General features: G+C 60.6%; 24 protein-coding genes. 3 read left to right on the forward strand and 21 right to left on the reverse strand.

Features of this window, described 5'->3' with window-relative positions; all coding sequences use genetic code 11:
• Positions 1-11: 11 nt before the first annotated feature.
• Positions 12-1,310 (forward strand): pyruvate dehydrogenase complex dihydrolipoamide acetyltransferase, encoded by a 1,299-nt coding sequence (locus MWU53_RS05825; protein WP_247091350.1) that lies wholly within the window; start codon positions 12-14, stop codon positions 1,308-1,310.
• 95 nt (positions 1,311-1,405) lie between these two features.
• Complete coding sequence (locus MWU53_RS05830) at positions 1,406-1,741, forward strand: carboxymuconolactone decarboxylase family protein (protein ID WP_247091352.1); 336 nt, start codon at positions 1,406-1,408, stop codon at positions 1,739-1,741.
• A 327-nt stretch (positions 1,742-2,068) separates the two neighbouring features.
• On the opposite strand, the gene cysE is transcribed toward MWU53_RS05830, so the two are convergent.
• Complete coding sequence (gene cysE / locus MWU53_RS05835) at positions 2,069-2,872, reverse strand: serine O-acetyltransferase (RefSeq protein ID WP_247091354.1); 804 nt, start codon at positions 2,870-2,872, stop codon at positions 2,069-2,071.
• A gap of 54 nt (positions 2,873-2,926) precedes the next feature.
• On the opposite strand from cysE, the gene MWU53_RS05840 reads away from it, so the two are divergent.
• Complete coding sequence (locus MWU53_RS05840; RefSeq protein ID WP_247091356.1) at positions 2,927-3,295, forward strand: TraR/DksA C4-type zinc finger protein; 369 nt, start codon at positions 2,927-2,929, stop codon at positions 3,293-3,295.
• Here the strand turns inward: MWU53_RS05840 and MWU53_RS05845 are convergent.
• From MWU53_RS05845 to MWU53_RS05940, 20 genes are all read right to left on the reverse strand, one after another.
• Entirely contained in the window at positions 3,276-3,578 is a 303-nt protein-coding gene (locus tag MWU53_RS05845) for a hypothetical protein (protein WP_247091358.1), read from the reverse strand. The genes MWU53_RS05840 and MWU53_RS05845 overlap by 20 nt on opposite strands.
• Positions 3,579-7,499 (reverse strand): glycoside hydrolase/phage tail family protein, encoded by a 3,921-nt coding sequence (locus MWU53_RS05850; protein ID WP_247091360.1) that lies wholly within the window; start codon positions 7,497-7,499, stop codon positions 3,579-3,581.
• Entirely contained in the window at positions 7,499-7,945 is a 447-nt protein-coding gene (locus MWU53_RS05855) for an NlpC/P60 family protein (RefSeq protein ID WP_247091362.1), read from the reverse strand. Before MWU53_RS05855 ends, MWU53_RS05850 begins: the two co-directional genes overlap by 1 nt.
• Position 7,946: 1 nt before the next feature.
• A complete protein-coding gene (locus MWU53_RS05860) occupies positions 7,947-8,900 on the reverse strand; it encodes a DUF2163 domain-containing protein (RefSeq protein ID WP_247091364.1) in 954 nt (317 codons plus the stop codon).
• Positions 8,900-9,532 carry a DUF2460 domain-containing protein gene (locus MWU53_RS05865; protein WP_247091366.1) on the reverse strand — a complete coding sequence of 211 codons (633 nt, stop codon included), beginning with the start codon at positions 9,530-9,532 and terminating at the stop codon, positions 8,900-8,902. Before MWU53_RS05865 ends, MWU53_RS05860 begins: the two co-directional genes overlap by 1 nt.
• Positions 9,533-9,565: 33 nt before the next feature.
• Positions 9,566-10,228 (reverse strand): phage tail tape measure protein, encoded by a 663-nt coding sequence (locus MWU53_RS05870; RefSeq protein WP_247091368.1) that lies wholly within the window; start codon positions 10,226-10,228, stop codon positions 9,566-9,568.
• Entirely contained in the window at positions 10,228-10,446 is a 219-nt protein-coding gene (locus MWU53_RS05875; RefSeq protein ID WP_247091370.1) for a rcc01693 family protein, read from the reverse strand. The genes MWU53_RS05870 and MWU53_RS05875 overlap by 1 nt, the downstream gene beginning before the upstream one ends.
• Positions 10,439-10,771: a gene transfer agent family protein gene (locus MWU53_RS05880; protein WP_247091372.1), complete on the reverse strand. Its 333-nt coding sequence runs from the start codon at positions 10,769-10,771 to the stop codon at positions 10,439-10,441. Before MWU53_RS05880 ends, MWU53_RS05875 begins: the two co-directional genes overlap by 8 nt.
• 2 nt (positions 10,772-10,773) lie before the next feature.
• Positions 10,774-11,187 (reverse strand): phage major tail protein, TP901-1 family, encoded by a 414-nt coding sequence (locus MWU53_RS05885; protein ID WP_247091374.1) that lies wholly within the window; start codon positions 11,185-11,187, stop codon positions 10,774-10,776.
• Positions 11,188-11,210: 23 nt separating this feature from the next.
• A complete protein-coding gene (locus MWU53_RS05890; protein ID WP_247091376.1) occupies positions 11,211-11,621 on the reverse strand; it encodes a DUF3168 domain-containing protein in 411 nt (136 codons plus the stop codon).
• A complete protein-coding gene (locus MWU53_RS05895; protein WP_247091378.1) occupies positions 11,618-11,956 on the reverse strand; it encodes a phage head closure protein in 339 nt (112 codons plus the stop codon). The genes MWU53_RS05890 and MWU53_RS05895 overlap by 4 nt, the downstream gene beginning before the upstream one ends.
• Positions 11,953-12,558, reverse strand: a complete 606-nt coding sequence (locus MWU53_RS05900; RefSeq protein WP_247091380.1) for a hypothetical protein — start codon at positions 12,556-12,558, stop codon at positions 11,953-11,955. Before MWU53_RS05900 ends, MWU53_RS05895 begins: the two co-directional genes overlap by 4 nt.
• Positions 12,559-12,722: 164 nt before the next feature.
• Entirely contained in the window at positions 12,723-13,940 is a 1,218-nt protein-coding gene (locus tag MWU53_RS05905; RefSeq protein WP_247091382.1) for a phage major capsid protein, read from the reverse strand.
• A gap of 34 nt (positions 13,941-13,974) precedes the next feature.
• Positions 13,975-14,547, reverse strand: coding sequence for an HK97 family phage prohead protease (locus tag MWU53_RS05910; RefSeq protein ID WP_247091385.1), 573 nt, complete (start codon positions 14,545-14,547; stop codon positions 13,975-13,977).
• 18 nt (positions 14,548-14,565) lie between these two features.
• Positions 14,566-15,753: a phage portal protein gene (locus tag MWU53_RS05915; RefSeq protein WP_247091387.1), complete on the reverse strand. Its 1,188-nt coding sequence runs from the start codon at positions 15,751-15,753 to the stop codon at positions 14,566-14,568.
• 201 nt (positions 15,754-15,954) lie between these two features.
• Complete coding sequence (locus tag MWU53_RS05920; RefSeq protein WP_247091782.1) at positions 15,955-17,220, reverse strand: terminase family protein; 1,266 nt, start codon at positions 17,218-17,220, stop codon at positions 15,955-15,957.
• A 541-nt stretch (positions 17,221-17,761) separates the two neighbouring features.
• A complete protein-coding gene (gene mltG / locus MWU53_RS05925) occupies positions 17,762-18,922 on the reverse strand; it encodes an endolytic transglycosylase MltG (RefSeq protein WP_247091388.1) in 1,161 nt (386 codons plus the stop codon).
• Positions 18,922-20,184: a beta-ketoacyl-ACP synthase II gene (gene fabF, locus MWU53_RS05930; protein WP_247091389.1), complete on the reverse strand. Its 1,263-nt coding sequence runs from the start codon at positions 20,182-20,184 to the stop codon at positions 18,922-18,924. The genes mltG and fabF overlap by 1 nt, the downstream gene beginning before the upstream one ends.
• Positions 20,185-20,376: 192 nt before the next feature.
• Positions 20,377-21,120, reverse strand: a complete 744-nt coding sequence (locus tag MWU53_RS05935; protein ID WP_247091390.1) for a 1-(5-phosphoribosyl)-5-[(5-phosphoribosylamino)methylideneamino] imidazole-4-carboxamide isomerase — start codon at positions 21,118-21,120, stop codon at positions 20,377-20,379.
• Positions 21,121-21,291: 171 nt separating this feature from the next.
• Positions 21,292-21,525, reverse strand: coding sequence for an acyl carrier protein (locus MWU53_RS05940; protein ID WP_108856591.1), 234 nt, complete (start codon positions 21,523-21,525; stop codon positions 21,292-21,294).
• Between the last annotated feature and the right edge of the window lie 157 nt (positions 21,526-21,682).

A 21,682-nucleotide genomic window follows, 5' to 3' on the forward strand; every position in this document is an offset into this window, starting at 1 on the left:
GAGACCGAGACATGGCAACCGAAATTCTGATGCCCGCCCTGTCCCCCACGATGGAGGAAGGCACGCTGGCCAAATGGCTGGTCAAAGAAGGTGACGAGGTCGCCTCGGGTGACCTTCTGGCTGAAATCGAAACCGACAAGGCGACGATGGAGTTCGAAGCCGTTGATGAAGGCATCATCGGCAAAATCCTGATCGCTGAAGGCACCGAAGGCGTGAAAGTGAACACCGCCATCGCTGTTTTGCTCGAAGAAGGCGAAAGCGCGGACGACATCGCCACAAGCGCACCCGCAGCGCCTGCTGCTGCCGAGGCTGAGGCCGCCCCAGCGGCGGTTGAGGCAGCGGCACCTGCTGCTGCACCGGCAGCCGCTGCGCCGCAAGCTGCTGATGGAACACGCATTTTCGCGTCTCCTCTGGCGCGTCGCATTGCGGCAGACAAGGGTCTGGACCTGACACAGATCACTGGTTCGGGCCCGAAAGGCCGGATCGTTAAGGCGGATGTGGAAAATGCCACCGCTGCCCCGAAAGCCGCCCCTGCGGCGGCTCCGGCTGCAGCACCTGCGGCAGCAGCTGCGCCCACCGGTCCCTCGGCCGATATGGTGGCTGCTATGTATCAGGACCGCGCGTACGAGGAAATCACCCTCGACGGGATGCGCAAGACCATTGCCGCCCGCCTGTCGGAAGCAAAGCAGACCATCCCGCATTTCTATCTGCGTCGCGACATCAAGCTGGACGCTCTTCTGGCCTTCCGTAGCCAGCTGAACAAGCAGCTGGAAGCCCGTGGTGTGAAACTGTCGGTCAATGACTTCATCATCAAGGCTGTCGCCAACGCGCTGCAAGCCGTGCCGGAAGCCAACGCCGTCTGGGCGGGCGACCGTGTGTTGCAGATGAAAGCCTCGGACGTGGCAGTTGCTGTCGCGATCGAGGGCGGGTTGTTCACTCCTGTTCTGCGCGACGCCGACCAGAAATCGCTGTCCAGCCTCTCGACCCAGATGAAAGATCTGGCGTCGCGTGCCCGCGAGCGCAAGCTGGCCCCGACCGAGTATCAGGGCGGCAGCTTTGCGATCTCGAACCTTGGCATGTTTGGCATCGACAATTTCGACGCCATCGTGAACCCGCCGCATGCCGGCATTCTGGCCGTCGGCTCGGGCGTGAAGAAACCCGTTGTGGGCGCGGATGGTGAACTGACTGTTGCCACGGTGATGAGCGTCACCATGTCTGTCGATCACCGTGTGATCGATGGTGCTGTGGGGGCAAACCTGCTGCAAGCAATCGTCGACAATCTGGAAAATCCGATGTCGATGCTGGCATAAGCATTCGCAATTTCGAATTTATTGACATGGCTCAAGGCGGGACACCTCGCCTTGGGCCATTTGCTTTTCCGAACACTCAATTTCGGAGAGACTTCATGGACTTCAAAGCCCTGCTGGACGACACCACCAAGAACACCAAATCCTTTGCTGCAGCGCACCCGGACGGCGCCAACGGCTTCCGTGCCATGCACAGGGCCGCGTTGGTGGACGGCGCGCTGTCGGTCAAAGACAAAGAGCTGCAGTGCATCGCCATCGGCATCGCCAAACAGTGCAACGACTGCATCGGCTTCCACGTCCGCGGGGCCATCAAAGCAGGGGTGACCCGCGAAGAAATGGCCGAAACCGTGGCCGTCGCGATCCTGATGGGCGGTGGCCCCGGCTATATGTACGGCGCCCGCGCTATGGAAGCCTTTGACCAGCTTTCAGCCTGATTTCCACAAACCAGACACACAAAAGGGCGGCGCAGATGCGTCGCCCTTTTTGTCTTTTGACCTACTGAGCGGTCGTTCTTCTGCCTCTGTGCGGTGTGTTGATTGGACCCGTGGTTCAGGTCGTCAACTCAACGATTAACCGGCTACTGCCACCAAAAACACTGCAGAAAACGCCACGACAGTGGCAAGCCAGATTTGTTTCATTTTCGAGGTCTCCCAGGGTATCACCCGGTTCCTATAGATGAAACTTCTGCGGTATCACATTGATTTAGCGCAAATTTGCGGAAATCCGCCGACGGCCCATGAAGCCATCGGCGCAGGTTCTACTTATTGGATAAGCGTCTGATCCATTTCGACCGAGGGGCAGTCACATCCGGCTTCGCCAACAATCCTGGCCGGCACGCCTGCAACTGTGACATTGCAGGGAACTTCTTCCAGAACCACAGAGCCCGCCGCAATGCGCGAGCAATCCCCGACCTTGATGTTGCCCAAAACCTTGGCCCCGGCCCCGATCAGTACGCCGTCGCCGATCTTGGGGTGGCGATCCTCGTCTTCCTTGCCGGTTCCGCCCAGCGTGACCGAGTGCAGCATTGAGACGTTGTCGCCCACCACAGCGGTTTCGCCAATGACGATGGAGTGCGCGTGGTCGATCATGATGCCACGCCCAATACGGGCGCCGGGATGGATGTCGATGCCGTAGACCTCGGAGCAGCGCATCTGGATGAAATAGGACAGATCCTTGCGCCCTTCCTTCCACAGGTAATGCGCCAGACGATAGGCCTGCATGGCCTGAAACCCTTTGAAATACAAAACCGGCTGCAACATGCGGTGGCACGCCGGGTCACGATCCAGAACGGCGGTGATGTCGGCGCGGGCGGCCTCGGCCAGCTCGGCGCAGCTGTCATAGGCTTCATCCGCGATCTCGCGCAGCAGCACCATGCTCATCTCGTTCGAGCTGAGCTTGGCGGCAAAGCGATAAGACAGCGCCTTTTCCAGCGTTTTGTGATGCAGCACACAGGCGCCGATCAGACCGCCCAGAAGCGGCTCTTCGGCCACAGCTTGCTTGGCTTCGTTAGTGATCCGATCCCAAACCGGATCAATCCGGGTAAGGACTGCGCGTTTCTCGGCCATGATGACTCCTGCGTTGAACAGCTAGGATACACCAGATAGGCTTGAATTTCAAAAATGCAAAGCAGGAAAGAGCCTGAATTTACCGTGACCCCAGATGACCTTGCCAAATTCAAGGAACGACTGCTGGCTGAACTAGCCGAGTTGGACCTTGATGACGCGCGTGGGGCAGAAGGGCAAAAGGTGGTGACGCTGGATCAACAGGCGGTCGGGCGGCTGTCGCGGATGGATGCGCTGCAAAATCAGGCGATGGCCAAAGCCACGCAAACCCGCCGCACCGCCCAGCGCCAACGGATCCATGCCGCTTTGGCCCGGATTGGCGAAGACGAGTTCGGCTATTGCGAGGATTGCGGGGAAGAGATTGCGAAAGGGCGGTTGGATCTGGACCCCACCGCCCCGAGATGCGTCAGCTGCGCGGCCGGGTAAGGCGCTTATGGCGCGCCTTTAACGCCGCATAGACCGTTAGCAAACAATCCAGAAAATCCGGATCATCATGGAAGGGTTCGGCCTGTCGCGGCAGGGACATTGCGACCGACCCCAGACTTCCGTTGCCCCAACGCGGATGCACCCGGCCCAGCGCGCGACGATAGCGATCCGCCGCGTCCGCCCGGTGCAGCATCGCCAGCATCGCACCGGGTCGCCGATGCGGCCCAAGCGCCAGAAGCGCACAGGCCGCCGCCATTGCATCGCCGGGCAACACCGGCCGCATTTAGAGCGTCACCTGAAGCTGCTCATATGGCCCCGGCCCGAAGCGCTCGGATACCTGCGCGACCTCGACCGTATAGGAGCCGGGCACCATATCCGCATTGCGCAACGCCGCGATATAGCTCCAACTGGGGCTGGTGACATCAACCTCGCGCAGCACAGTGGCACCGTCACGGATCCGCAGGCGATAGCGTTCGTCGACCTCGCCCAGCGGCACCTCGGTCTCACTCCACGGATCCCCGTCGATCCGTGTGCGCCTGATCCAGCTAAACTGGTGATCCCCGCCGTCATCACGTGCGGTTAGATGCACGGGCGCATACGGGCGCAGACCGATGCCGTTGAAGCCGTACACCACATGCACATAGCTTTCATCCGTATAGGCTTTTCGCGCGGGACCGATGCGATAATGACGGTTCAGTCCACGGGCTGCGGACCGCAACGGGATCTGTTCCTGCGCACCATCTAGAACGACGACATAACTACCGACCGGCCACGATGATGGCATAGTAGCATCTGTCCCAAGCTGTCCGCGCAGACGCAGGCTCAGGTCATAGGTTTGTTCACCCACAAGGTCCGCTGTGGCAAATTGCAGGATCTCCCAGTTTTCAGGGCTGCCATCCCCGATCGCCAGCACATTGGCCCCATTCAACAGATCATCTGTAGAGACCGAGAACAGAGTGTTAGGCGAAGACAGCTTCACGCGTAAGGCAGCCCCCCGGTCCAGCTTGCCGACGGGCGCGGCCATCAACTCGGTTTCGGTGACACCAATGATCGAGCGTGCCGAAACCCGGTCAATCCGGCGATAGCCATTGTCACTGGCCGAGCGATAGACTGCGACATTCCCCGGCCAAGGTTCGGCCGTGACCGCAATATGGGGCGCATGAGGCACCTCATCCCCGGTCAGCAAGGGCAGATCCATAAATAGTGGGAAGACCGGTGCTGGCGCGTCATAGGGTTTCACGGCGGGCGCGGGTTCGACACTGTCAGACGGCAGGAACAGTCCCGGCTCGACCCGGACGGCGCGGATGTTCTGGACACCTGCGTGCTCGACGTGGTCGACACGGAAATGCTCGGTCCCCGCTTCCGTTTCCAGCTTCAGGACATCCCCTGCCCCTTTGGACAGTTCCGACGGCGGCAGCGCGAAGCTTGCGCTGTCACGCGCGACACGGGCTTCGGACAGCCAGCGTTCGGTGATGGCGCGGGCCTCGGCACGGGTCAGGATCAAAGGGATCTCGGATGTGGACACAGCATAGCTGGATTCATCCGGGAAAATCGCCTCGACCGCGCGGATGTCATAGTCCCCACCGCTTTCGATATAGTTCAGGCGCACCCGCCCGGCGATCTCGGCCTCGGGCGCGCGGATGCGCTCAAGCGTCGTGTCGCGTTCGGGCGACAGCGCCATCTTTTTGGGGTCCAGAACATGATCCGGCCGTCCTGTGCGCGAGGCAAAGATCAGAACGCCTTCACGCTCGGACACTTCGAACCCGTAGGCAAGCATAAGAGGCTGAAGCGCCGCGCGCGCGCCGCTAATCTGATCCACCACGTAGCCTCGCACCAATCCATAGAGCTTGGACACGTCATAGCGGGTCACACCCGAGCGCTCGCAGATTTCGCTGACCACCGAGGCGAGCGACCGCGACGACGCACGTCCGTTCAGCCAGTGACCGCGTTCATAGTTCGCACCATCACTCCACAACCCTCTACGGTTGGGGAATTGCGGGAATGGACGCGTGTCCCAGGCCCAGACATGGGCGCGGCTCATATCCAGCATCTGCACACCCGTAGCGCCGTGATGGGGGTTGTTCGCGCCATTCCCCCAATAGTCATACATGGCGCGCAGGTACTGCGCTTGCATCAGGTCATCCCGTCGCCCGCTGGAATAGCGCGGCAGAGAACTTTCCGAGCTCTTGGGATCAAGGAACTTGTTGGGTTGGTTCGTCCCCTTATCGATGGCCGCACAGCCCATTTCCGTGAACCAAAAGGGCTTCGATCCGGGCAACCAATCGGTCGGCGTCACATCCCGCGCTCCGCCGACGCGGTTATGGTGCGAGTTTTCCCACCAGCCGCGCAGGTCTTTATAGCGATAGACCCAGTCCTCGCCATGGGCGCCATCGGTAATTGGTGTGCGTATCTGCAAATCGCGCGCCTCGGGCGTCTTGTAGTACCACGAATACCCCTCACCACCTTCAATATTGGCTTTGAGATAGTCGAGGTTGTAGATCGCCTCATAGGACGCATCCGCATGGTCCAAGCCATCGCGCCAATCGGACAAAGGCATGTAGTTGTCGATGCCGATAAAGTCGATCTCGTCATGGCTCCACAGGGGATCGAGGTGAAAGAACACGTCCCCCGTTCCGTCCTGTGGCTGATAGCCGAAATACTCCGACCAATCGGCGGCGTACGAGATCTTGGTTTCAGCCCCCAGAATACCGCGCACATCGTCGACCAGCTGTATCATTTGCTCGACCACCGGGAAGCTGTTGCCCGGACCCCGGATCTGGGTCAGGCTTCGCAATTCGGACCCGATCAGGAAGGCATCCACCCCCCCGGCCGAGGCACAGAGATGGGCATAGTGCAGGATGAAACGGCGATACGAGAACTCGGCCGGGCCGGTATAGTCCACGCCTGCGTCAGTCACGGTAAAGTCGCCAGGCTGCGCGTTACCAAAGAACGCATCGACCTGAGACACTGCGCCCGACGTACCATCCGGAGACCCGGGATGATGCGGCGCAAGCACGGTGGTGATCCGACCACGCCACGGCAAAGCGGGTTGGCCGATCTGAGCCGTCCATGGATCAAACAGCGTGTTGCCCTCCATCTGCTCCATCAGGATGAAAGGATAAAAGGTGGCCTTGCGGTTATACTTCGACGCAAAAGCGATCGCCTCTTTCACCGCCTGATCCGAGGGCGTGCCGCCATAGACCGGGCGGTCGTCCGCGTCGCGCGGCACCAATCCGGCCTGAGCACGCGCAACACCACTGACGGTCCACGGCATGGACTTGCCATCCATCTCGTGCTGCTCGACCCGCGGCTGGATCTGGCATGATCCACAGCGCAGGTCATTGCCAAACCACGACACGACCAAGGCTGTATTCCGGCAATTGGGCATTTCCTCGCGCATCTGCTGATACGAGGTGACGAAGTCCGTTTTGCCAGACGGGCTGTTCAGGTTCGACCCGCCACTGACGCCCGGACCTGCATCATAGTGCACCTTCGACGTCGCCATCGCATATTCCCCCGTTCCGGGGATTAACGCCACGGCCTGCGTACCGCGCGCGACCTCATTGTCCTGATCGGGCTGCTCTGGGCGGAAGACCTCGAAACTGAATTGGGGTACGCGGTTTCCGAACTGGGTGACGTCCAGATCTTCAATCACCACATAGGCGACACCGCGATAGGCCGGCGCTTTCCCTGCCCCTTTGACGGCTTCGATCTTGGGATCGGGCAACTGATCCTCGGTGCCCTTGTAGACACGGATCGTCAGATCGTTTTTCTCGATCTCATTTCCATCAGCCCAAATTCGCCCAACGCGCGTGATTTCACCTTCACAAAGCGCAACGGCCAAGCTGATCGAATAGCTATAGGTCGTAACCTCGGGCTCTGGCGGCTTGACCAGCCCCTTGCCGCCCCCGGTTGTGGTGGTGTTTTCCTTGAAGCGGGTCGACCAGATCACCTGCCCGCCCAGACGCGCACGCCCGAAGATCATCGGGATCGCCACACCTTCCGACGCACCGCTCATGCGCAGCCGGTCCACGCGACCCGTTTCAATCGGGTCAGAGCCCGCACCCAGAATACGATTATCGATGGTCTGGCCGATCGTAGCGCCGATCGCCTTGCCGATCACCACCGATGACAGCCCCAGAACGCCGCCGCCAATCGAGGCACCAGCCGCTGCACCTACTGCAGAAAGAAGTATCGTCGCCATCAGCTTGTCCTTTCAGGAAATTCAAAACACGCCACGATGCGACGCGCCCAAGGTGTCGAAAGCGGGCTTTCAACAACGCCGTGCCCGCTATAGGCATGGATAAAGGATGGGGCCGGCCCGATGCGGCTGACAAAACCAAGATGCTTGGCCACCGCATCCGAGCGCATTCGAAACAGCAGGATGTCACCCGGTTGCCGGTTTTGCGGGGGTTTGGGGAGCAAATGAGCTTGTGCCGCCTGCCACAGGGTCTCTTGCCCGTCGGTTTCGGACCAATCCGCAGTATAGGGCGGCACCTCGACAGGTTCCTGCCCCAACACGGATCGCCAAACCCCACGCACCAAGCCAAGACAGTCACACCCTGCCCCTTTTCGCGAGGCTTGATGCACATAGGGCGTCCCAAGCCATTCCTGCAGCTCTTGCAGGATCTCCGCCTGTCGCAGCCCCATATCAGCCCCCAGTAACTGGTGAGAACGGGTTGACGTCACCCGAGATCAGACCTTCAAGGTCCAAAGTCTCGCGACCGTCGCCGCCATCATTGCGCCCCGAAGGGATCGGATAGGACATCAGCCAGTCCTCGCCAGGGATGTCAGGAAACCCACGGAAGTTCAGAAAATTGTTGAACTTCTTGCGGCAGGTGCGGGGCAGTTTATCGCAGCCCGCCTCAAGCCGCACCCGATCCCCGGATTGCATCACGGCGCGCAGCGCCTCCCACAGCTCGATGGTACGCGCACCGTTTTCGCCCTTGGCATCATTCTTGATGATCCCGCTGAGACCTTCGGCGTCACCGCTGAGGACCGTAAAGCGACCACGCACAAACCAATCCTCGGGGTAAAGCGCCATATCTGCGAACTGGAACACTGTCTCGTCGTCATTGCTAACCAGATCCAGCTCGACTGAGTATCCGGTCTGACCCAGATCGAACCGGCACTTCCCATAGCCCAGCACCGCCGAGCATGGCGACTGATACGCCCGCCCCTGCGGCTGGTTCATGGCCTCGCTCAAGCCGTTCAACTCGGCCCGGAAGCCACCCGCCTCGCGGGCCAGCTCTCCGACCGTTCCGCGAAACCGCAGGAAGCGCTGCGAGACATCGCGCCAATTGACCAGCCAGGCTTCGACCTCGGCCCCGTCATAGCGGCCTGCGCGAATGTCCTTTTCGCTGATCGCATCCGTGGACAGAACACCCAAGGCCTCGGTGTTATCCACCGACAGACCTGTGGTCTGGCTCAGTGCATGCGCCGTCATGCCGGTGTCGGCTTTATAGATGAACCCATCCATCTCAACGTCCAAGTCGTGGTCAGTGAAGCCATACACCTCACCATCGCGCCGCGTGACCTTCCACAGCCGCGCAACGGTCGTGACGCCTCCGCCCAAATGGTTCTGAAACTCGGTAGAAATCACCATTAGACACGTACCTCGACCACGGGAACGTTAGGGGCATCGCCTGCCTGAAAAGACGCAACCGAGGTGTGTATCCGGTCGGTGTCAAACCGGACCGGCACATCAAACTCGAACCCTGCCGTGACCTCTTCACCCTCCTCCGGCGCCGTCGCGAACGTAACCATCCCCGTTGTCAGATCCACGCTGTACTGCGTGCCTTCGATCTGAGGATCACCCTTCAGGCCCAACTTCACGGTGCCCTCAATAGGCTTGTGGATCGGCCGTTCATATGTGTCCGTACCCGACCGATAGGTCTTGATCAGCTGAAACTCGGTTCTCACACCATCACCCCAGCCCAGGATCTGATCGGTGAACGCGGGATCCGCCGAGGGCAGCCCGCTTTTGAAATCCGACCAATCCTTCCAGCGAAACGCATGCAACTGCCCGCGCCGCGCTTCGAAGAAGGCGATCAGCGTCTCGACATCGTCAAGCGAGCGCATCCCGATCCCAGCATCATAGCGGCGGCGGGAATGCTCCCACGGGGTGTTGCGTTCTTCAAACCCGTTGGCCAGCGTCACGACTTCGGTGCGCCGTTCAGGACCGCCAACCGAGCCGAAGCTCAGATTGGCCGGGAAGCGGATTTCGTGAAAGAACATGGCGAACCCTCCTCAGGTCGTAAAATCAGGGGATCAGCGGTGGCGTTGCCCACGCGCAAGGGCGCGCTGAACATTGGCCGCGATCTGGCTTTGCGACCGGCGGAAGCTTTCCACATCCGGGGTCGAGATATTCATGGTGACGTTGATCGGCGCTCCACCGCCCTGAGCACGGACGCCCAGACGACCATCGGCCCCTCGGCTAAGTGGCATGATTGCCTCTGGCCCGGCCTCGCCCATCAAGCCCGTCCCGCCGCGCATAGGAAATGCAGTGGCCTGCGAGACGACCCCCCCTTTGGCAAACGGCATCACACGCCCTTGGGTGAACGCGCCCCCATCCGCAAAGGGCAGGAAAGCGTTCGTAAGCGCCCCAACCCCTTGCCCCAGGATGCTGCCAAAGTGGTTTGTGACGGGCGAAATCGCTGCATTGAACGCCGCGTCGGTCATGGACTTTGCAACCATTTTCAACGCATCCGACAGCTTCATGCCGTCAAAGACCAGCCCTTCGAAAGCACGCCGCAACCCGGACGAGATGCCCGAGGATAGCTTGCTTACATCCGTGCTCAGATCCGAGATCGTCGAGTGCATCCCCTTCAGTTCAAAAATGAACCCTGCAGTCATCTGCTGAGCACCGCCAAGTGTGGCCTCCAGTGCGTCGATCTGATCTTCAAAGCTGTCGATACTGTCCAATCCAGCCATCACATGCCCTTTCCAGTGGGGGCACGCGGTTCATCGGGGAACGCGCGTGCAAGCTCTTCCAGCCGCGACCGCAGGCAGGTGGCAGGTTGCCCGTCCAGCCCGGCCATCACAGCCAATTCGATGGGGGTCAGCGCCCAGAATTGATCCGGGCGCAGCCCCAGTTTTCCAAGGCCAAGGCGCATCAGCCCCGGCCAGTCGAAGCCAGCAGGCTCAGCCATCAGCGGCCTCGTTCGGGGTCAACGCAAAGGCGCGGGTCAAGAGCTGACCGGCAGCCTTCGCCGCCTCCACTGGCCCGCCTTGAATTTCGGCAGACAGCAGATCCGTTGCGGTGCCTTGCCATCCCCCACCACGAAGCCCGGCCACGATCAGCGCCAGCACATCCCGGCTTGAGAACTGCCCGCTTTCGAACCGCTCGACCAAGGAGACGATCGAGGCCTCGCCCAGCTGCTCTTCCAGCTCGGCCAATGCCCCCAGCGTCAGTTTCAGCACATGGGAAGTGCCATCGATCACCAGCGCTACTTCGCCCGTCCACCGGTTTGTCATGATCAAAGCGCCGTAAAGGTCAGTTCACCGGCCGAGGCCATCGACAACTCATACGTCGCCTCGCCGTTATGCGAGCCCGCATATTCGATCGAAGTGATCATGAACGGGCCTTCGACCACGCCGAAATCGGGCACGATCACCTGAAAATTCGGCACTTCGTTGTCGAAAAAGATCTGACGTGCCCGTTCATCGGTCGAGGCGTCCTTGAACACGCCCGAGCCCGAGATCGAGGCCGATTTCACACCTGCCCCACCCAACAGTTCACGCCAGCCGCCCGTGCTTTCCAGGCTGGTCACATCCACGCTTTCCGCGTTGAAGCTCAGGCGCGTGGCCCGAAGGCCCGCAATGGTCTCGAACACGCCGGTGTCAGTCATGTCGAGCTTGATCAGAAGGTCTTTGCCGTTTTGCGCAGCCATAGGATCACTCCGTTTTGAAAGGTTTAATTGTCTTCAACACGAGCGCGGAAGATCAGGTCGATGCGGCGTACATCCGCGTCTTCAACCCGCCGCGCCCGCGCACGATGAAAGTTCAGATACACAAGCCGGCCACGTGCCAGGATCAGGCTGGCATCCACCAACGTGTCGCTGACTGCCGCGGCAACTTCTTTGGCGGCCTGAAAGCCTGCCGCATCCGTGACCACGCTGATCGTGACCTCGTGCAGCGCGCCTTGCCCGGTCATGTCTGACCGTTCGCGCACATCTTCAGGCCCGAGGCTGACATAGGTGCCGGTGATGATGCCCGCAGGCACCGCGTCATAGATTGCACCGGGCACCAAGGCCGACAGCGTACTGTCCGCCGCGAGGCGCTGGTAGATGGCCTGTTGCAAAGCCGCAGAAACGCCATAGCTCATGCCGAAACCTCCTCTTGTGCGAAACAGGTTAGGTAATGCGCGCCCGCGTCGGCCTCGGTCACGGCAAGGATGCGGAAAATCCGCGAGCCGTCGCGAAAACGCTGATCTGGCTTCGGGCGCGAAGGCGCACCGTCGGGGGCCGCGCGCACCGTGATGCGAAAGGCAATCGACGACACGGTGGCCATGCCCGCGGCACGTTCACGCCCCGAGCCGGGCTTGACCTCGGCCCAGAGGGTGCCAAGCGCCTGCCAGCTTTGGGTGAAGCCGCCCGCGCCATCCGGCGCGCGCACAGGCTCTTCCAGCGACAATTTGCGGTTCAGGACAGGGCGTTTCATACTGCCCCTCCACCGCCAAACAGGCGCACAGTGCGATAGCGCTGCAACAGTGCCGCAATTGCTGCAGGCAGTTCACCCCGCCCCGACATGGCGCCATCCGCGCGGTTTTCATAATAGGTTGCGGCCAGCATCATCACGGCATGCGCCAGATCAGCTGGAAGATCGCCCCAAGCGGCACCAAAACCAGCCTCGAAGCCAATCACGGCCTGACCACCCACGGGAATGGCGGGCAAGCACAGCCCGGTCGACACAAGGCGGGGGCGGTGCATATCCGGCGCCAGCCCATAGCGGGTTGGGTCGATCACCTCGGCCCCGCCCAGACGGTCATGGATTTCAAGGCTCAGAACCTGCGTAACAGGTGCCACCGGCAAGGCTTGCGACGCCAGATCGCGCCAGGCGGTCAGGGTCCAGGTAAATTCGCGCGACAGAAGGATCTTTCCGGTGCGGGCCTCGATCGCGGCCATAGCGGCCCGAAGGTAGGTTTCCAGCACCTGATCCTGCACCCCGTCATCGGCAAACCCGGTACCCAGCCGCAGGTGGTCCTTGAATTGGGCGACCGGAAGGGCCGTGCCCGGCACTGTGGTCTGCTCGACTAACATCATGGATCATCTCCGAAATTCGGGCCCCTCACGTCATGTGGGAAAGGGTGGGCGCGCACCGTCCGCATTGCTCGGACGGAGGGGGAGCAGCTAGACAACACGGGGGTGGTCGGTGCGCGCCCTGCCCCGTGACAGCCCGAAAGCCATCACGGGATCAGGTCCGGTCCTTATGAGACCGAGAACTTCAGCAGTTTGATCGCAGCAAAGTCGCTCACGTCACCGCCTACACGCTTGGTGGCATAGAACAGGACATGCGGCTTGGCCGAGAACGGGTCACGCAGGATGCGCGTGTCAGGACGCTCCGCGATGGTGTAGCCGTTGGCGAAGTCGCCAAAGGCGATCGACATACTGTCGGCACCGATATCGGGCATGTCTTCGACGATCAGAACCGGATAACCGATCAGACGGGCGGGTTCGCCGGCCACGGTCGCATCCGACCACAGGAAACGGCCATCAGCGTCTTTCAGTTTGCGTACAGCCCCCACGGTTTTCGAATTCATCACGAAGACCGCATTCGCGCGGTAATCCGCACCCAATGCGTAGATCAGGTCAAAAATGGCGTCTGCCGGATTGGTGGCGTTGAAGTTACCGGCCTCGCCGGTGGCGACGTAGCCCAGATTTCCCCAGGTCCAGCTGGCGTTGTCGACAGCGGTATGGTTCAGAATGCCAACCGGCTTTTCAACACCATCACCGTTGATGAATGCACCGCTTTCCGCGCGCGAGAACTTGTCAGCGATACGGCCTGCAAGCCAGCCTTCGATATCAAAGGCGCTGTCATCCAGCAGACGCTGCGAAACTTTTGGCAAGGCCGACAGTTCGTGCAGCGGGATCGAAATTCGGTCGATCTGCGGGGTGCCGGTTTCCGTCGACGAACCGGTCTCGGACGCCCAGCCGGTGATCAGATCACCCTGGTCGATCAGCACGTCATAGGCGGTGCCTTCGACGTTCACCACATTGGCGACCGAACGCAGCGAGGCGGCCTTGTTCAGCACACCCTTGATGATGTCAGCAGTCACCGGGTCAACCAGATAGCCACCGTCAGCCGCTACCGCCGACGACATGGCTTTGCCTTCCAGATCAATGCCACGCAGCGCATCATCGTCGCCCGAACGGACATAGGCCTCGAAGGCTTTCTGATGCGGGGCTTCCAAATCGGCAGCCGCGGCAAGATGCGGGCGTCCCGCGATGGTATTAGATTTGCGATCCAGCATGGTCAGTCGCTCTTCCTGTTGTTGAAGTTTGGTGGAAATATCTTCGTGAAACTGATTGATATCGTTCACGAAACCAGCCAGCGCGGTCTTCACCTCGGCAGCCGGAGTGGGGCCTGAAACCTGGCCAGCAGGCGTAGCCGACTGGCCCAGAGCCTTCGTCTCTTTGTTGCTCATCATTGGGTCCTTTTCAGGGGTTCAGATCGCTGGCTCAGGCGTTGCGGGCCAGCATCAGGCGCGCATCCTCAAGGGTCGCGGCCAGTTCACGCAAAGTGGTGTCATCGGCAGAAAGCTCTTCGCCCTTCGCCCCCACCCGCGCTGTCGGAAGCATCGGGAAGGTGACAAGCGACACCTCCCACAGCTCCAATTCGGTCAGACGTCGTCCCCCGGTCTGGGTCTTCGTCGATTTCTTGGTGCGATAGCCGATGGACAGTCCGTCAATGGCGCCCGCCTCGATCAACGCGGCGGCCTCGCGGCCTTTCTCGACATCGCTTAGGATGCGGCCTTTCACATACAGGCCCTTGGCATCCTCGCGCACCTCGTCCCAGATCCCGATCGGCTGGGCGGGGTCGTGTTGCCACAGCATTTTCACGCCGTGCCCCTTGGCTTTCAGCTCGTCCAGCGATTTGCCATAGGCCCCGCGGGCCACGACATCGCCGCCATTGTCGACCTGATCGAAAAAGCTGGCATAGCCGTCGATCTGAATGCCGTCTGCGGTCTGGACCGTCTCGCCCAGCTTGACGAACTTGTGCTCAAGCCCGAAATCGGTGTGGTAATCACTCATGGAATGCACCCTTTCTAGTTAGTCTTGAGCCAGCGGCGGCAGGCCCAGCAGGCTGCGCTTTTCGGATTCCGTCAGGAAGTCGGCCTCGGCCACGCGTTTCCATTGTTGGTCACGTTCAGCGGCCAACGCGGGCACCTGATCCAGATCCGGTTTCAGCTTCACAGCTTCGCCCGCAAATCCCGCCAGCCAATGGCCGACGCTGGCTGTCACGCGGGACACCAAGGGCACCACAGTCAGGCGATAGAAGGCACGGCTGGCCTCTTGATAGTTGGCGTAGGTGGCGTCGCCCGGAATGCCGATCAGCATTGGCGGAACCCCGAAGGCCTGTGCGATCTCGCGCGCGGCGGCTTCCTTGGTTTTCTGAAATTCCATGTCCGAGGGGCTGAACCCCATCGGCTTCCAATCAAGCCCGCCTTCCAGCAACATCGGCCGTCCTGCATTGCGTGCGCCGACGTGGTGGCTTTCCATTTCAGACAGCAGGCGGTCATATTGATCCGCGCTCAGCTGCGCCTGACCCTCGCCACCTTTGTAAACAATGGCCCCCGAGGGTCGCGCCGCGTTGTCCAATAACGCCTTGGACCAGCGACTTGCAGCGTTGTGCACGTCGATCGCAGTAGCTGCGGCCTGAAGCGGAGACAGCCCGTAATGGTCATCCTGCGGGTGGAAGGCCTTCACGTGACAGATAGGCGATGCGCCCTCGGACACGTGGAACCGGTGTTTACGCGACCCGACCGTATAGTCATAGGCCACTGGCCAGCCATCCGCTCCGGGCACCAGCGCCATCCGATCCGAGCGAAGAACATGCAGCTCGCGCGGCTGGCCTTCGTCGTCCAGAACCGCCTCAAGATAGCCATTGCCGGTCAGCAGCATCTGGCCAAAGAACGCCTCGAACAGTTCGGCCCGGCCCTGCGCTGCATTTGGGCGTGCCAGCAGGTCCAGCAGCGGGTGAATGTCATAGCGCTGCTGGTCGTCCTGCAGCACCAAAGGCAGGGCGCTGGCGGCTTCCGCGATCAGCTTGACCGAGCGAAATCCGACCGGGTTCGCCGAAAAGCCAGACCGGGTCAGGCTGACCGTATCGCGCGGGCTCCAGGCCACGCGGCCTGCATTGCCATAGGCGATCACCGGCCCGGTGGCCGATGCCTTTGCTTCGCCGGGCATCTCGGCCTTTGCGTCATCCGCGCCTCGCTTGAGAAAATCAAATACCATGCGCCTTGGCTCCTTGGTTTCGCGTCTCGGTGTCAGTCCCCCGGGTGACACCGGGCAGACCTGTCCTGTCAGGGCAAAACGCGGTCGCGCCACCCAGCGGATATTTTGTCATTTCGTGATCAGACGGGGCTGCTGGCCCATCGGGCTATTCGCCCCGCCTTTCGATGTTTTGCACTTTGCCAGTGAGGGTTAAAAAACTCTTTAACCCAGCGTGCGCACCTGCGGTCTGCGATAGGACGCAACGGGCTCGATGATCAATTCATGCAAGGCCCAAACCAGCGCGTCCACGCGGTCTGGGCTGCCTTTGCCTTCATAACCATGGCTGGTCATCCGGCACATCTGATCCTCAAGTGCGGCCATGTTGCCCGCATGACTGACCCGTCCCTGTTCATAGAGCGCCGCCACAGGTTCCGCCCGCGTAACCTTGCCCCGCGTCGCGCGCACCGCCTTATAGGGCACCGCCGCGTCAATCTGACGGATCACGCTTTCCACAAGATCGCCGCCTTGGTTAACCTCGGCCACCAACCGATCCGCCTGATGGCGCTCCATGGCGCTCAGCGCCGCCTCGGCCCATTCCGAGGGGCTGGCCGCCGTCACGCTGGCATCTTCCAGCACAACAGCCTTCCAATCACCCGGAGGCCCCTTTGCAAAGACGCCCGCCACCACGATCCCGCATTCGTCGGATCCTTTATGACCGGTCACCGGCGGATCGACAGCAACCACGATCCGATCCAAAACGGGTGTGTCCGACCCCAAGCGATGCTTGTCCAGCATTGCCATCGTCCACAGCGCGCCTTCCGTGTCTTCCAGAAGCACGCCGTCCAGCTCTTGCCGCCCCAGCCGCGTATCCGCATAGCGCGTGCGTACCTCGTCCAGAAAGCTCTTCGCCAGATAGGCGCGGTTGGCCTCCGTCGGTGCATGTGTTGTCACGGTCGAGGGGTTTTTCAGGATCTGCTTTAGAACCCCCACATTGCGCGGCGTCGTGGTGACGCATTGCCGAGGATGCGTGCCAAGCCGCAGCCCGAACTGCAACATGTCCCACGTATCCTCGGCCTTTTTCCACTTGGCGAGTTCATCCACCCAGGCCGCATCAAACTGAGGGCCACGCAGACTTTCCGGCTCATGGGCTGAAAACACCTGCGCAATCGCGCCATTGGGCCAGACCAACCGACGCCGACCCGCCTCCCACACCGGACGCCGATCCGGTGGAGAGCAGGCAAGGATGCCGCTTTCACCAAACACCATCACCTCGCGCACCTGATCGATGGTTTCCCCCACCAAGGCGACACGTCGCGAACGGCCGGGATCCAACGGCCCTGCCCCCTCGACCTCGGACCGCACCCATTCAGACCCGGCGCGGGTTTTCCCCGCGCCACGCCCGCCCATGATCACCCATGTCCGCCAATCCCCCTCGGGCGGTAACTGGTGATCCAAGGCCCAGAATTCAAACAGATAGGGCAGCGCCATCAGCGCCCCGTCACTCAGATCGTTCAGAAAGCTCTCGCGCTCGTCTTGCGTCGCGCAGGCAAGCCAGTCTGCGCCCGATTTCGTCTCGGGCCTGAGCAAGGTCCAGCTCTGCCGCTCGTCCGCCGCCAAATGCGGCTTTACCACTTTGTTCAAGTCGTTTCCTTTCCTCGAATACCGTTTGCATCGCGCGGCGCACTTCAGTCACGGCTTTCGCCAGCTCCGGCGTGGTTTCGCAGCCACCTGTTTCCGCCGTAGACAACTGGCGATCTAACTCTCTCAAAACACGTAGAAAAAACGCATCCGCGATCTTCATGTAATCTTCCGAAGCGGCGTCTTTCCCCAAAGGCGTAATCATTGTCATTCTTTTTTTGTTGCCTCTCATGCTCTTGTCCGCACAAGCGACATGAAAAAACGGCCCCGGGCGGATGCCCAAGGCCGTTGCTTTCACGTCTTCTAGCGTATGTCAGAGACTACACGGGACCGTACGTTCGGTCAAAATGCAACGCGCGGGTGCCGCGCGCTGTGGTAAGGTTCCATCAACCTATTGGTTGGCGCGTTCCGCTTCGATCTTGCGCCACTCGGCCACGTTGGCGTTGTGCTGTGCCAAGGTTTCCGCAAAGGCGTGTCCACCAGTGCCGTCTGCCACAAAGAACAGATAAGGCGTGCTGTCTGGGTTCAACGCAGCTTCAATGGCGGCGCGGCCCGGATTGGCAATCGGGGTGGGCGGCAGCGCATCAATCACATAGGTGTTGTACGGCGTCTCACGGCGCAGCTCGCTTTGACGCAGACCGCGCCCAAGGCTGCCCTGCCCCTTTGTGATGCCATAGATGACGGTCGGGTCCGTCTGAAGACGCATCCCTTTGTTCAGGCGGTTCACGAAGACGCTGGCAACCTGACGACGCTCCTCGGCCAGACCCGTTTCCTTTTCGACAATGGACGCCATCACCAGCGCCTCATCTGCATTCGCATAGGGAAGATCTGCCGCACGATTGTTCCACGCTTCGGCCAGAATTTCGACCTGCGCGTCTTGCATCGAGGCGATAAGCGCAGTGCGATCCGCACCCGCTTTCACTTCATAGCTATCCGGAGCCAAACTGCCTTCCGCCGGGGTGCTTGCGACCTCGCCGGTCATGAAATCAGCACGGCTCAGACTGTCGACAACCTGCCAGCTGGTCACGCCTTCCGCCACGGCGATCCGAAACCGGGTATCGCTTTCGTTGCGTTTCTCAAGATACGTTGCTGGGGCATCGCCCTCCAACTCGGCCGGCTTGAACTCGGCCGTGATCTTGTAGTCCTGCGTCGCAGGATCAAGTTCGCGCACCTGCATGACAGCCGACAAAACACCGACACGGTATAGAATTTCGGTCCCGCAGGTCGACGCCCCACCACGCGTAACGATGTCCACGATCTCTTCCATCGAGGCGCCCTCGTTCACAAGGAAAGACCCCGCCTTAAGCGCAGACGCCTTGTCAGAGTACTCAACACCAATCCGGAAGATCGCGGCGTTCGAAATCGCCCCTTGCGCTTCCAGATTGTCCGCCACACGCGAAAACGAGCTGCCACGTTCGACCCGCAGGCAGATGGTTTCTGCCAGCGGACCTTCAGACGTATACTGTTTCTGGCCCCATGCCACCACGCCGACCGCTACGATCAGAACGACAATGAACAGGCTCAGCGCATTCGAGGCGATGTTGCGCCACATCAGTCAGCAACCTTCCCCATCACAAGGCTGGCATTGGTACCACCAAAGCCAAAGCTGTTAGACAGGGCAATGTTGATCTCGCGCTTCTCGGCCTTGTTGGCGGCCAGCGACAGGCGCGGCGCGATCGCCGGGTTGTCCAAGTTGATGGTGGGCGGCGCGATCTGGTCACGGATGGCCAGGACGCAGAAAATGGCTTCCACAGCGCCCGCAGCGCCCAGAAGGTGGCCGATGGACGATTTGGTCGAAGACATCGTGGCCTTGTCAGCCGCATCGCCCAGCAGGCGCTCTACCGCGCCCAGTTCCACCGTGTCGGCCATGGTCGAGGTGCCGTGCGCGTTGATGTAATCAATCGCTGCAGGTTCCAGCCCAGCTTTGCCAAGGGCGGCCTGCATGGCGCGGAAACCACCGTCACCATCTTCGGCCGGTGCGGTGATGTGATAGGCGTCACCTGACAGGCCATAGCCCAGCACTTCAGCATAAATCTTCGCGCCACGCGCCTTGGCGTGTTCGTATTCTTCCAGAACCACGATACCAGCGCCCTCGCCCATCACGAACCCATCACGGTCTTCGTCATAGGGGCGGCTAGCGGCCTGAGGATCGTCGCCGCGCTTGGTCGACAGGGCTTTACAGGCATTGAAGCCCGCGATGCCCAGCTCGCAGATTGCGGCCTCGGCGCCACCGGCAACCATGACATCTGCGTCGCCCGACTGGATCAGTCTGCTCGCGTCGCCAATGGCGTGCGCACCAGTCGAACAAGCAGTTACGACCGAGTGGTTCGGGCCCTTGAAGCCAAACTTGATCGACACCTGACCCGAGATCAGGTTGATCAGCGAACCCGGAATAAAGAACGGCGACACACGGCGCGGGCCGCGTTCGTTCAGCAGGATCGAGGTGTCAGCAATGGTCGACAGACCACCAATGCCTGACCCGATGATCACACCGGTACGCAAACGGCTTTCCTCGTCCTCGGGCAACCAGTCGGCGTCTTTCACGGCCATCTCGGCTGCGGCCAAACCGTACAGGATGAAATCATCGACCTTGCGGCGCTCTTTCGGCTCCATCCAGTCATCTGGATTGAAGGTCCCATTGGTGCCATCGCCCAGCGGTACTTCGCAGGCATATTTGGTGGTCACGCGCGAGGCGTCAAATTTCGTGATCGGGCCTGCGCCGGACTGCCCGTCCAGAATACGCTCCCATGTTTCCTCGACGCCGCTTGCCAGCGGAGAAATCATGCCCAATCCTGTTACAACCACTCGACGCATTCTGGTGCCCTTTCTCAGGTTTTCAAATGTCTTGGCGGTGATAGCGCGGCTAGGCATGGTGGGGCAAGTCGAAACCGTGCACAGGTGAAAGCTCGCCTATCGGCGCTACGCACCGTTACACCTGTGATTGTTGGCCAGCGACGGACATGCGCCCGCATTGACCGCTGGCCAACAAGTTAGGTCCATAAGGGGTCAGATGAACTCTGCCTTGGCTTCAGGCGCAGGACGCGCGACATCCAAAGCCTCCACCAGATCCACATCTTTCGAGAACAACGCCCGTCCGATCAACGTGCCCGCAATGTTCGGCACGTATTTCAGTCGTGCAACATCATCCAGCTCGTGTACGGTACCAGCCGCAATCACTTGATGCTTGGTTTTGCCCGCAAGCGCGCTCAGAAGTCCCAACTGCGCGTCCGGCTGCTCGATATCGCTGTCGATATCGGTGATCAGCACGCTGGCCAGCGGCACATCGGCATAGGACGCAAGGAAGCTTTCGGGGGACATCGCCACCGGATTGCGCCACCCATCTGTCATAAGTTTACCTTGCCAGATATCCGCCGCCAGAACGATCTGATCCGGATATCGGTTGGCAAGTTCCTTCACCATAGCCGGATCGCGCGCCGCTACCGTTCCCAGAACGACACGCCCTGCGCCTTTCTCAATCCAGGTTTCAACCATGTCGCGGGTGCGGATCCCGCCTGCGACCTGCACCGAGCACCCAGCCGAGTTGATGATCGCCTCGATCAGCCCGGCATTGTCGCCTTCGCCTGCAACCGCATCGAAATCGGTGACCTGAATCCATTCCGCCCCGGCATCGGCAAACCCCTGCGCTGTTTCCACCGGGTCCACATGCCAGATCGAAGGCTCTTCAAGACGACCGCGATGCAACGTCACACAACGTCCGTTCTGCAATTCAAGTGTTGGATAGATAATCATGGAGCGCCTCCTTCGCGAAACCAGTGATGGTTTAGTGAAGTTTAACACACCCGGATATGAGCGCCTAAATTCGGCTCAATTCACTCTGAAAGCGGCGGCGAAAGGTGATTTCCCATAAAAAAACGGCCCATCCGAAGATAGGCCGTCTTTAAAAACTCGTGTCCTGAAAGATCAGGCAGCTTCGGTGATGAACTTCACAGCGTCGCCGAAGGTCTGAATGGTTTCAGCAGCGTCGTCCGGGATTTCAATGCCGAACTCTTCTTCGAAAGCCATAACCAGCTCTACGGTGTCCAGGCTGTCTGCGCCCAGGTCGTCGATGAACGAGGCGGTCTCGGTGACCTTGTCCTCTTCAACACCCAGGTGCTCAACTACGATTTTCTTCACACGATCTGCGACGTCGCTCATGATCAATCCTCACGTTAGTTCAGGGCTTGGCCCTTTTCGTTTGACCCGTTCGGGCCGCTAAGTTCCCCGCGCGAAACGCCGAGACCCCCAGCCCATTTGGACTGCCCTATTCGGGCTGAAGGGGAAAACCTGCGCCGCCTATATCACATCGAAGAAG

Source organism: Aliiroseovarius sp. S1123, from assembly GCF_023015885.1.
Taxonomy (GTDB): Bacteria; Pseudomonadota; Alphaproteobacteria; order Rhodobacterales; family Rhodobacteraceae; genus Aliiroseovarius.

Bases quoted from the DNA above. Each gene is read 5' to 3' on its own strand.
- MWU53_RS05825 (WP_247091350.1), top strand. From the start codon at position 12: ATGGCAACCGAAATTCTGATGCCCGCCCTGTCCCCCACGATGGAGGAA.
- MWU53_RS05830 (WP_247091352.1), top strand. From the start codon at position 1,406: ATGGACTTCAAAGCCCTGCTGGACGACACCACCAAGAACACCAAATCC.
- cysE (WP_247091354.1), bottom strand. From the start codon at position 2,872: ATGGCCGAGAAACGCGCAGTCCTTACCCGGATTGATCCGGTTTGGGAT.
- MWU53_RS05840 (WP_247091356.1), top strand. From the start codon at position 2,927: ATGCAAAGCAGGAAAGAGCCTGAATTTACCGTGACCCCAGATGACCTT.
- MWU53_RS05845 (WP_247091358.1), bottom strand. From the start codon at position 3,578: ATGCGGCCGGTGTTGCCCGGCGATGCAATGGCGGCGGCCTGTGCGCTT.
- MWU53_RS05850 (WP_247091360.1), bottom strand. From the start codon at position 7,499: ATGGCGACGATACTTCTTTCTGCAGTAGGTGCAGCGGCTGGTGCCTCG.
- MWU53_RS05855 (WP_247091362.1), bottom strand. From the start codon at position 7,945: ATGGGGCTGCGACAGGCGGAGATCCTGCAAGAGCTGCAGGAATGGCTT.
- MWU53_RS05860 (WP_247091364.1), bottom strand. From the start codon at position 8,900: ATGGTGATTTCTACCGAGTTTCAGAACCATTTGGGCGGAGGCGTCACG.
- MWU53_RS05865 (WP_247091366.1), bottom strand. From the start codon at position 9,532: ATGTTCTTTCACGAAATCCGCTTCCCGGCCAATCTGAGCTTCGGCTCG.
- MWU53_RS05870 (WP_247091368.1), bottom strand. From the start codon at position 10,228: ATGGCTGGATTGGACAGTATCGACAGCTTTGAAGATCAGATCGACGCA.
- MWU53_RS05875 (WP_247091370.1), bottom strand. From the start codon at position 10,446: ATGGCTGAGCCTGCTGGCTTCGACTGGCCGGGGCTGATGCGCCTTGGC.
- MWU53_RS05880 (WP_247091372.1), bottom strand. From the start codon at position 10,771: ATGACAAACCGGTGGACGGGCGAAGTAGCGCTGGTGATCGATGGCACT.
- MWU53_RS05885 (WP_247091374.1), bottom strand. From the start codon at position 11,187: ATGGCTGCGCAAAACGGCAAAGACCTTCTGATCAAGCTCGACATGACT.
- MWU53_RS05890 (WP_247091376.1), bottom strand. From the start codon at position 11,621: ATGAGCTATGGCGTTTCTGCGGCTTTGCAACAGGCCATCTACCAGCGC.
- MWU53_RS05895 (WP_247091378.1), bottom strand. From the start codon at position 11,956: ATGAAACGCCCTGTCCTGAACCGCAAATTGTCGCTGGAAGAGCCTGTG.
- MWU53_RS05900 (WP_247091380.1), bottom strand. From the start codon at position 12,558: ATGATGTTAGTCGAGCAGACCACAGTGCCGGGCACGGCCCTTCCGGTC.
- MWU53_RS05905 (WP_247091382.1), bottom strand. From the start codon at position 13,940: ATGAGCAACAAAGAGACGAAGGCTCTGGGCCAGTCGGCTACGCCTGCT.
- MWU53_RS05910 (WP_247091385.1), bottom strand. From the start codon at position 14,547: ATGAGTGATTACCACACCGATTTCGGGCTTGAGCACAAGTTCGTCAAG.
- MWU53_RS05915 (WP_247091387.1), bottom strand. From the start codon at position 15,753: ATGGTATTTGATTTTCTCAAGCGAGGCGCGGATGACGCAAAGGCCGAG.
- MWU53_RS05920 (WP_247091782.1), bottom strand. From the start codon at position 17,220: ATGGCGCTGCCCTATCTGTTTGAATTCTGGGCCTTGGATCACCAGTTA.
- mltG (WP_247091388.1), bottom strand. From the start codon at position 18,922: ATGTGGCGCAACATCGCCTCGAATGCGCTGAGCCTGTTCATTGTCGTT.
- fabF (WP_247091389.1), bottom strand. From the start codon at position 20,184: ATGCGTCGAGTGGTTGTAACAGGATTGGGCATGATTTCTCCGCTGGCA.
- MWU53_RS05935 (WP_247091390.1), bottom strand. From the start codon at position 21,120: ATGATTATCTATCCAACACTTGAATTGCAGAACGGACGTTGTGTGACG.
- MWU53_RS05940 (WP_108856591.1), bottom strand. From the start codon at position 21,525: ATGAGCGACGTCGCAGATCGTGTGAAGAAAATCGTAGTTGAGCACCTG.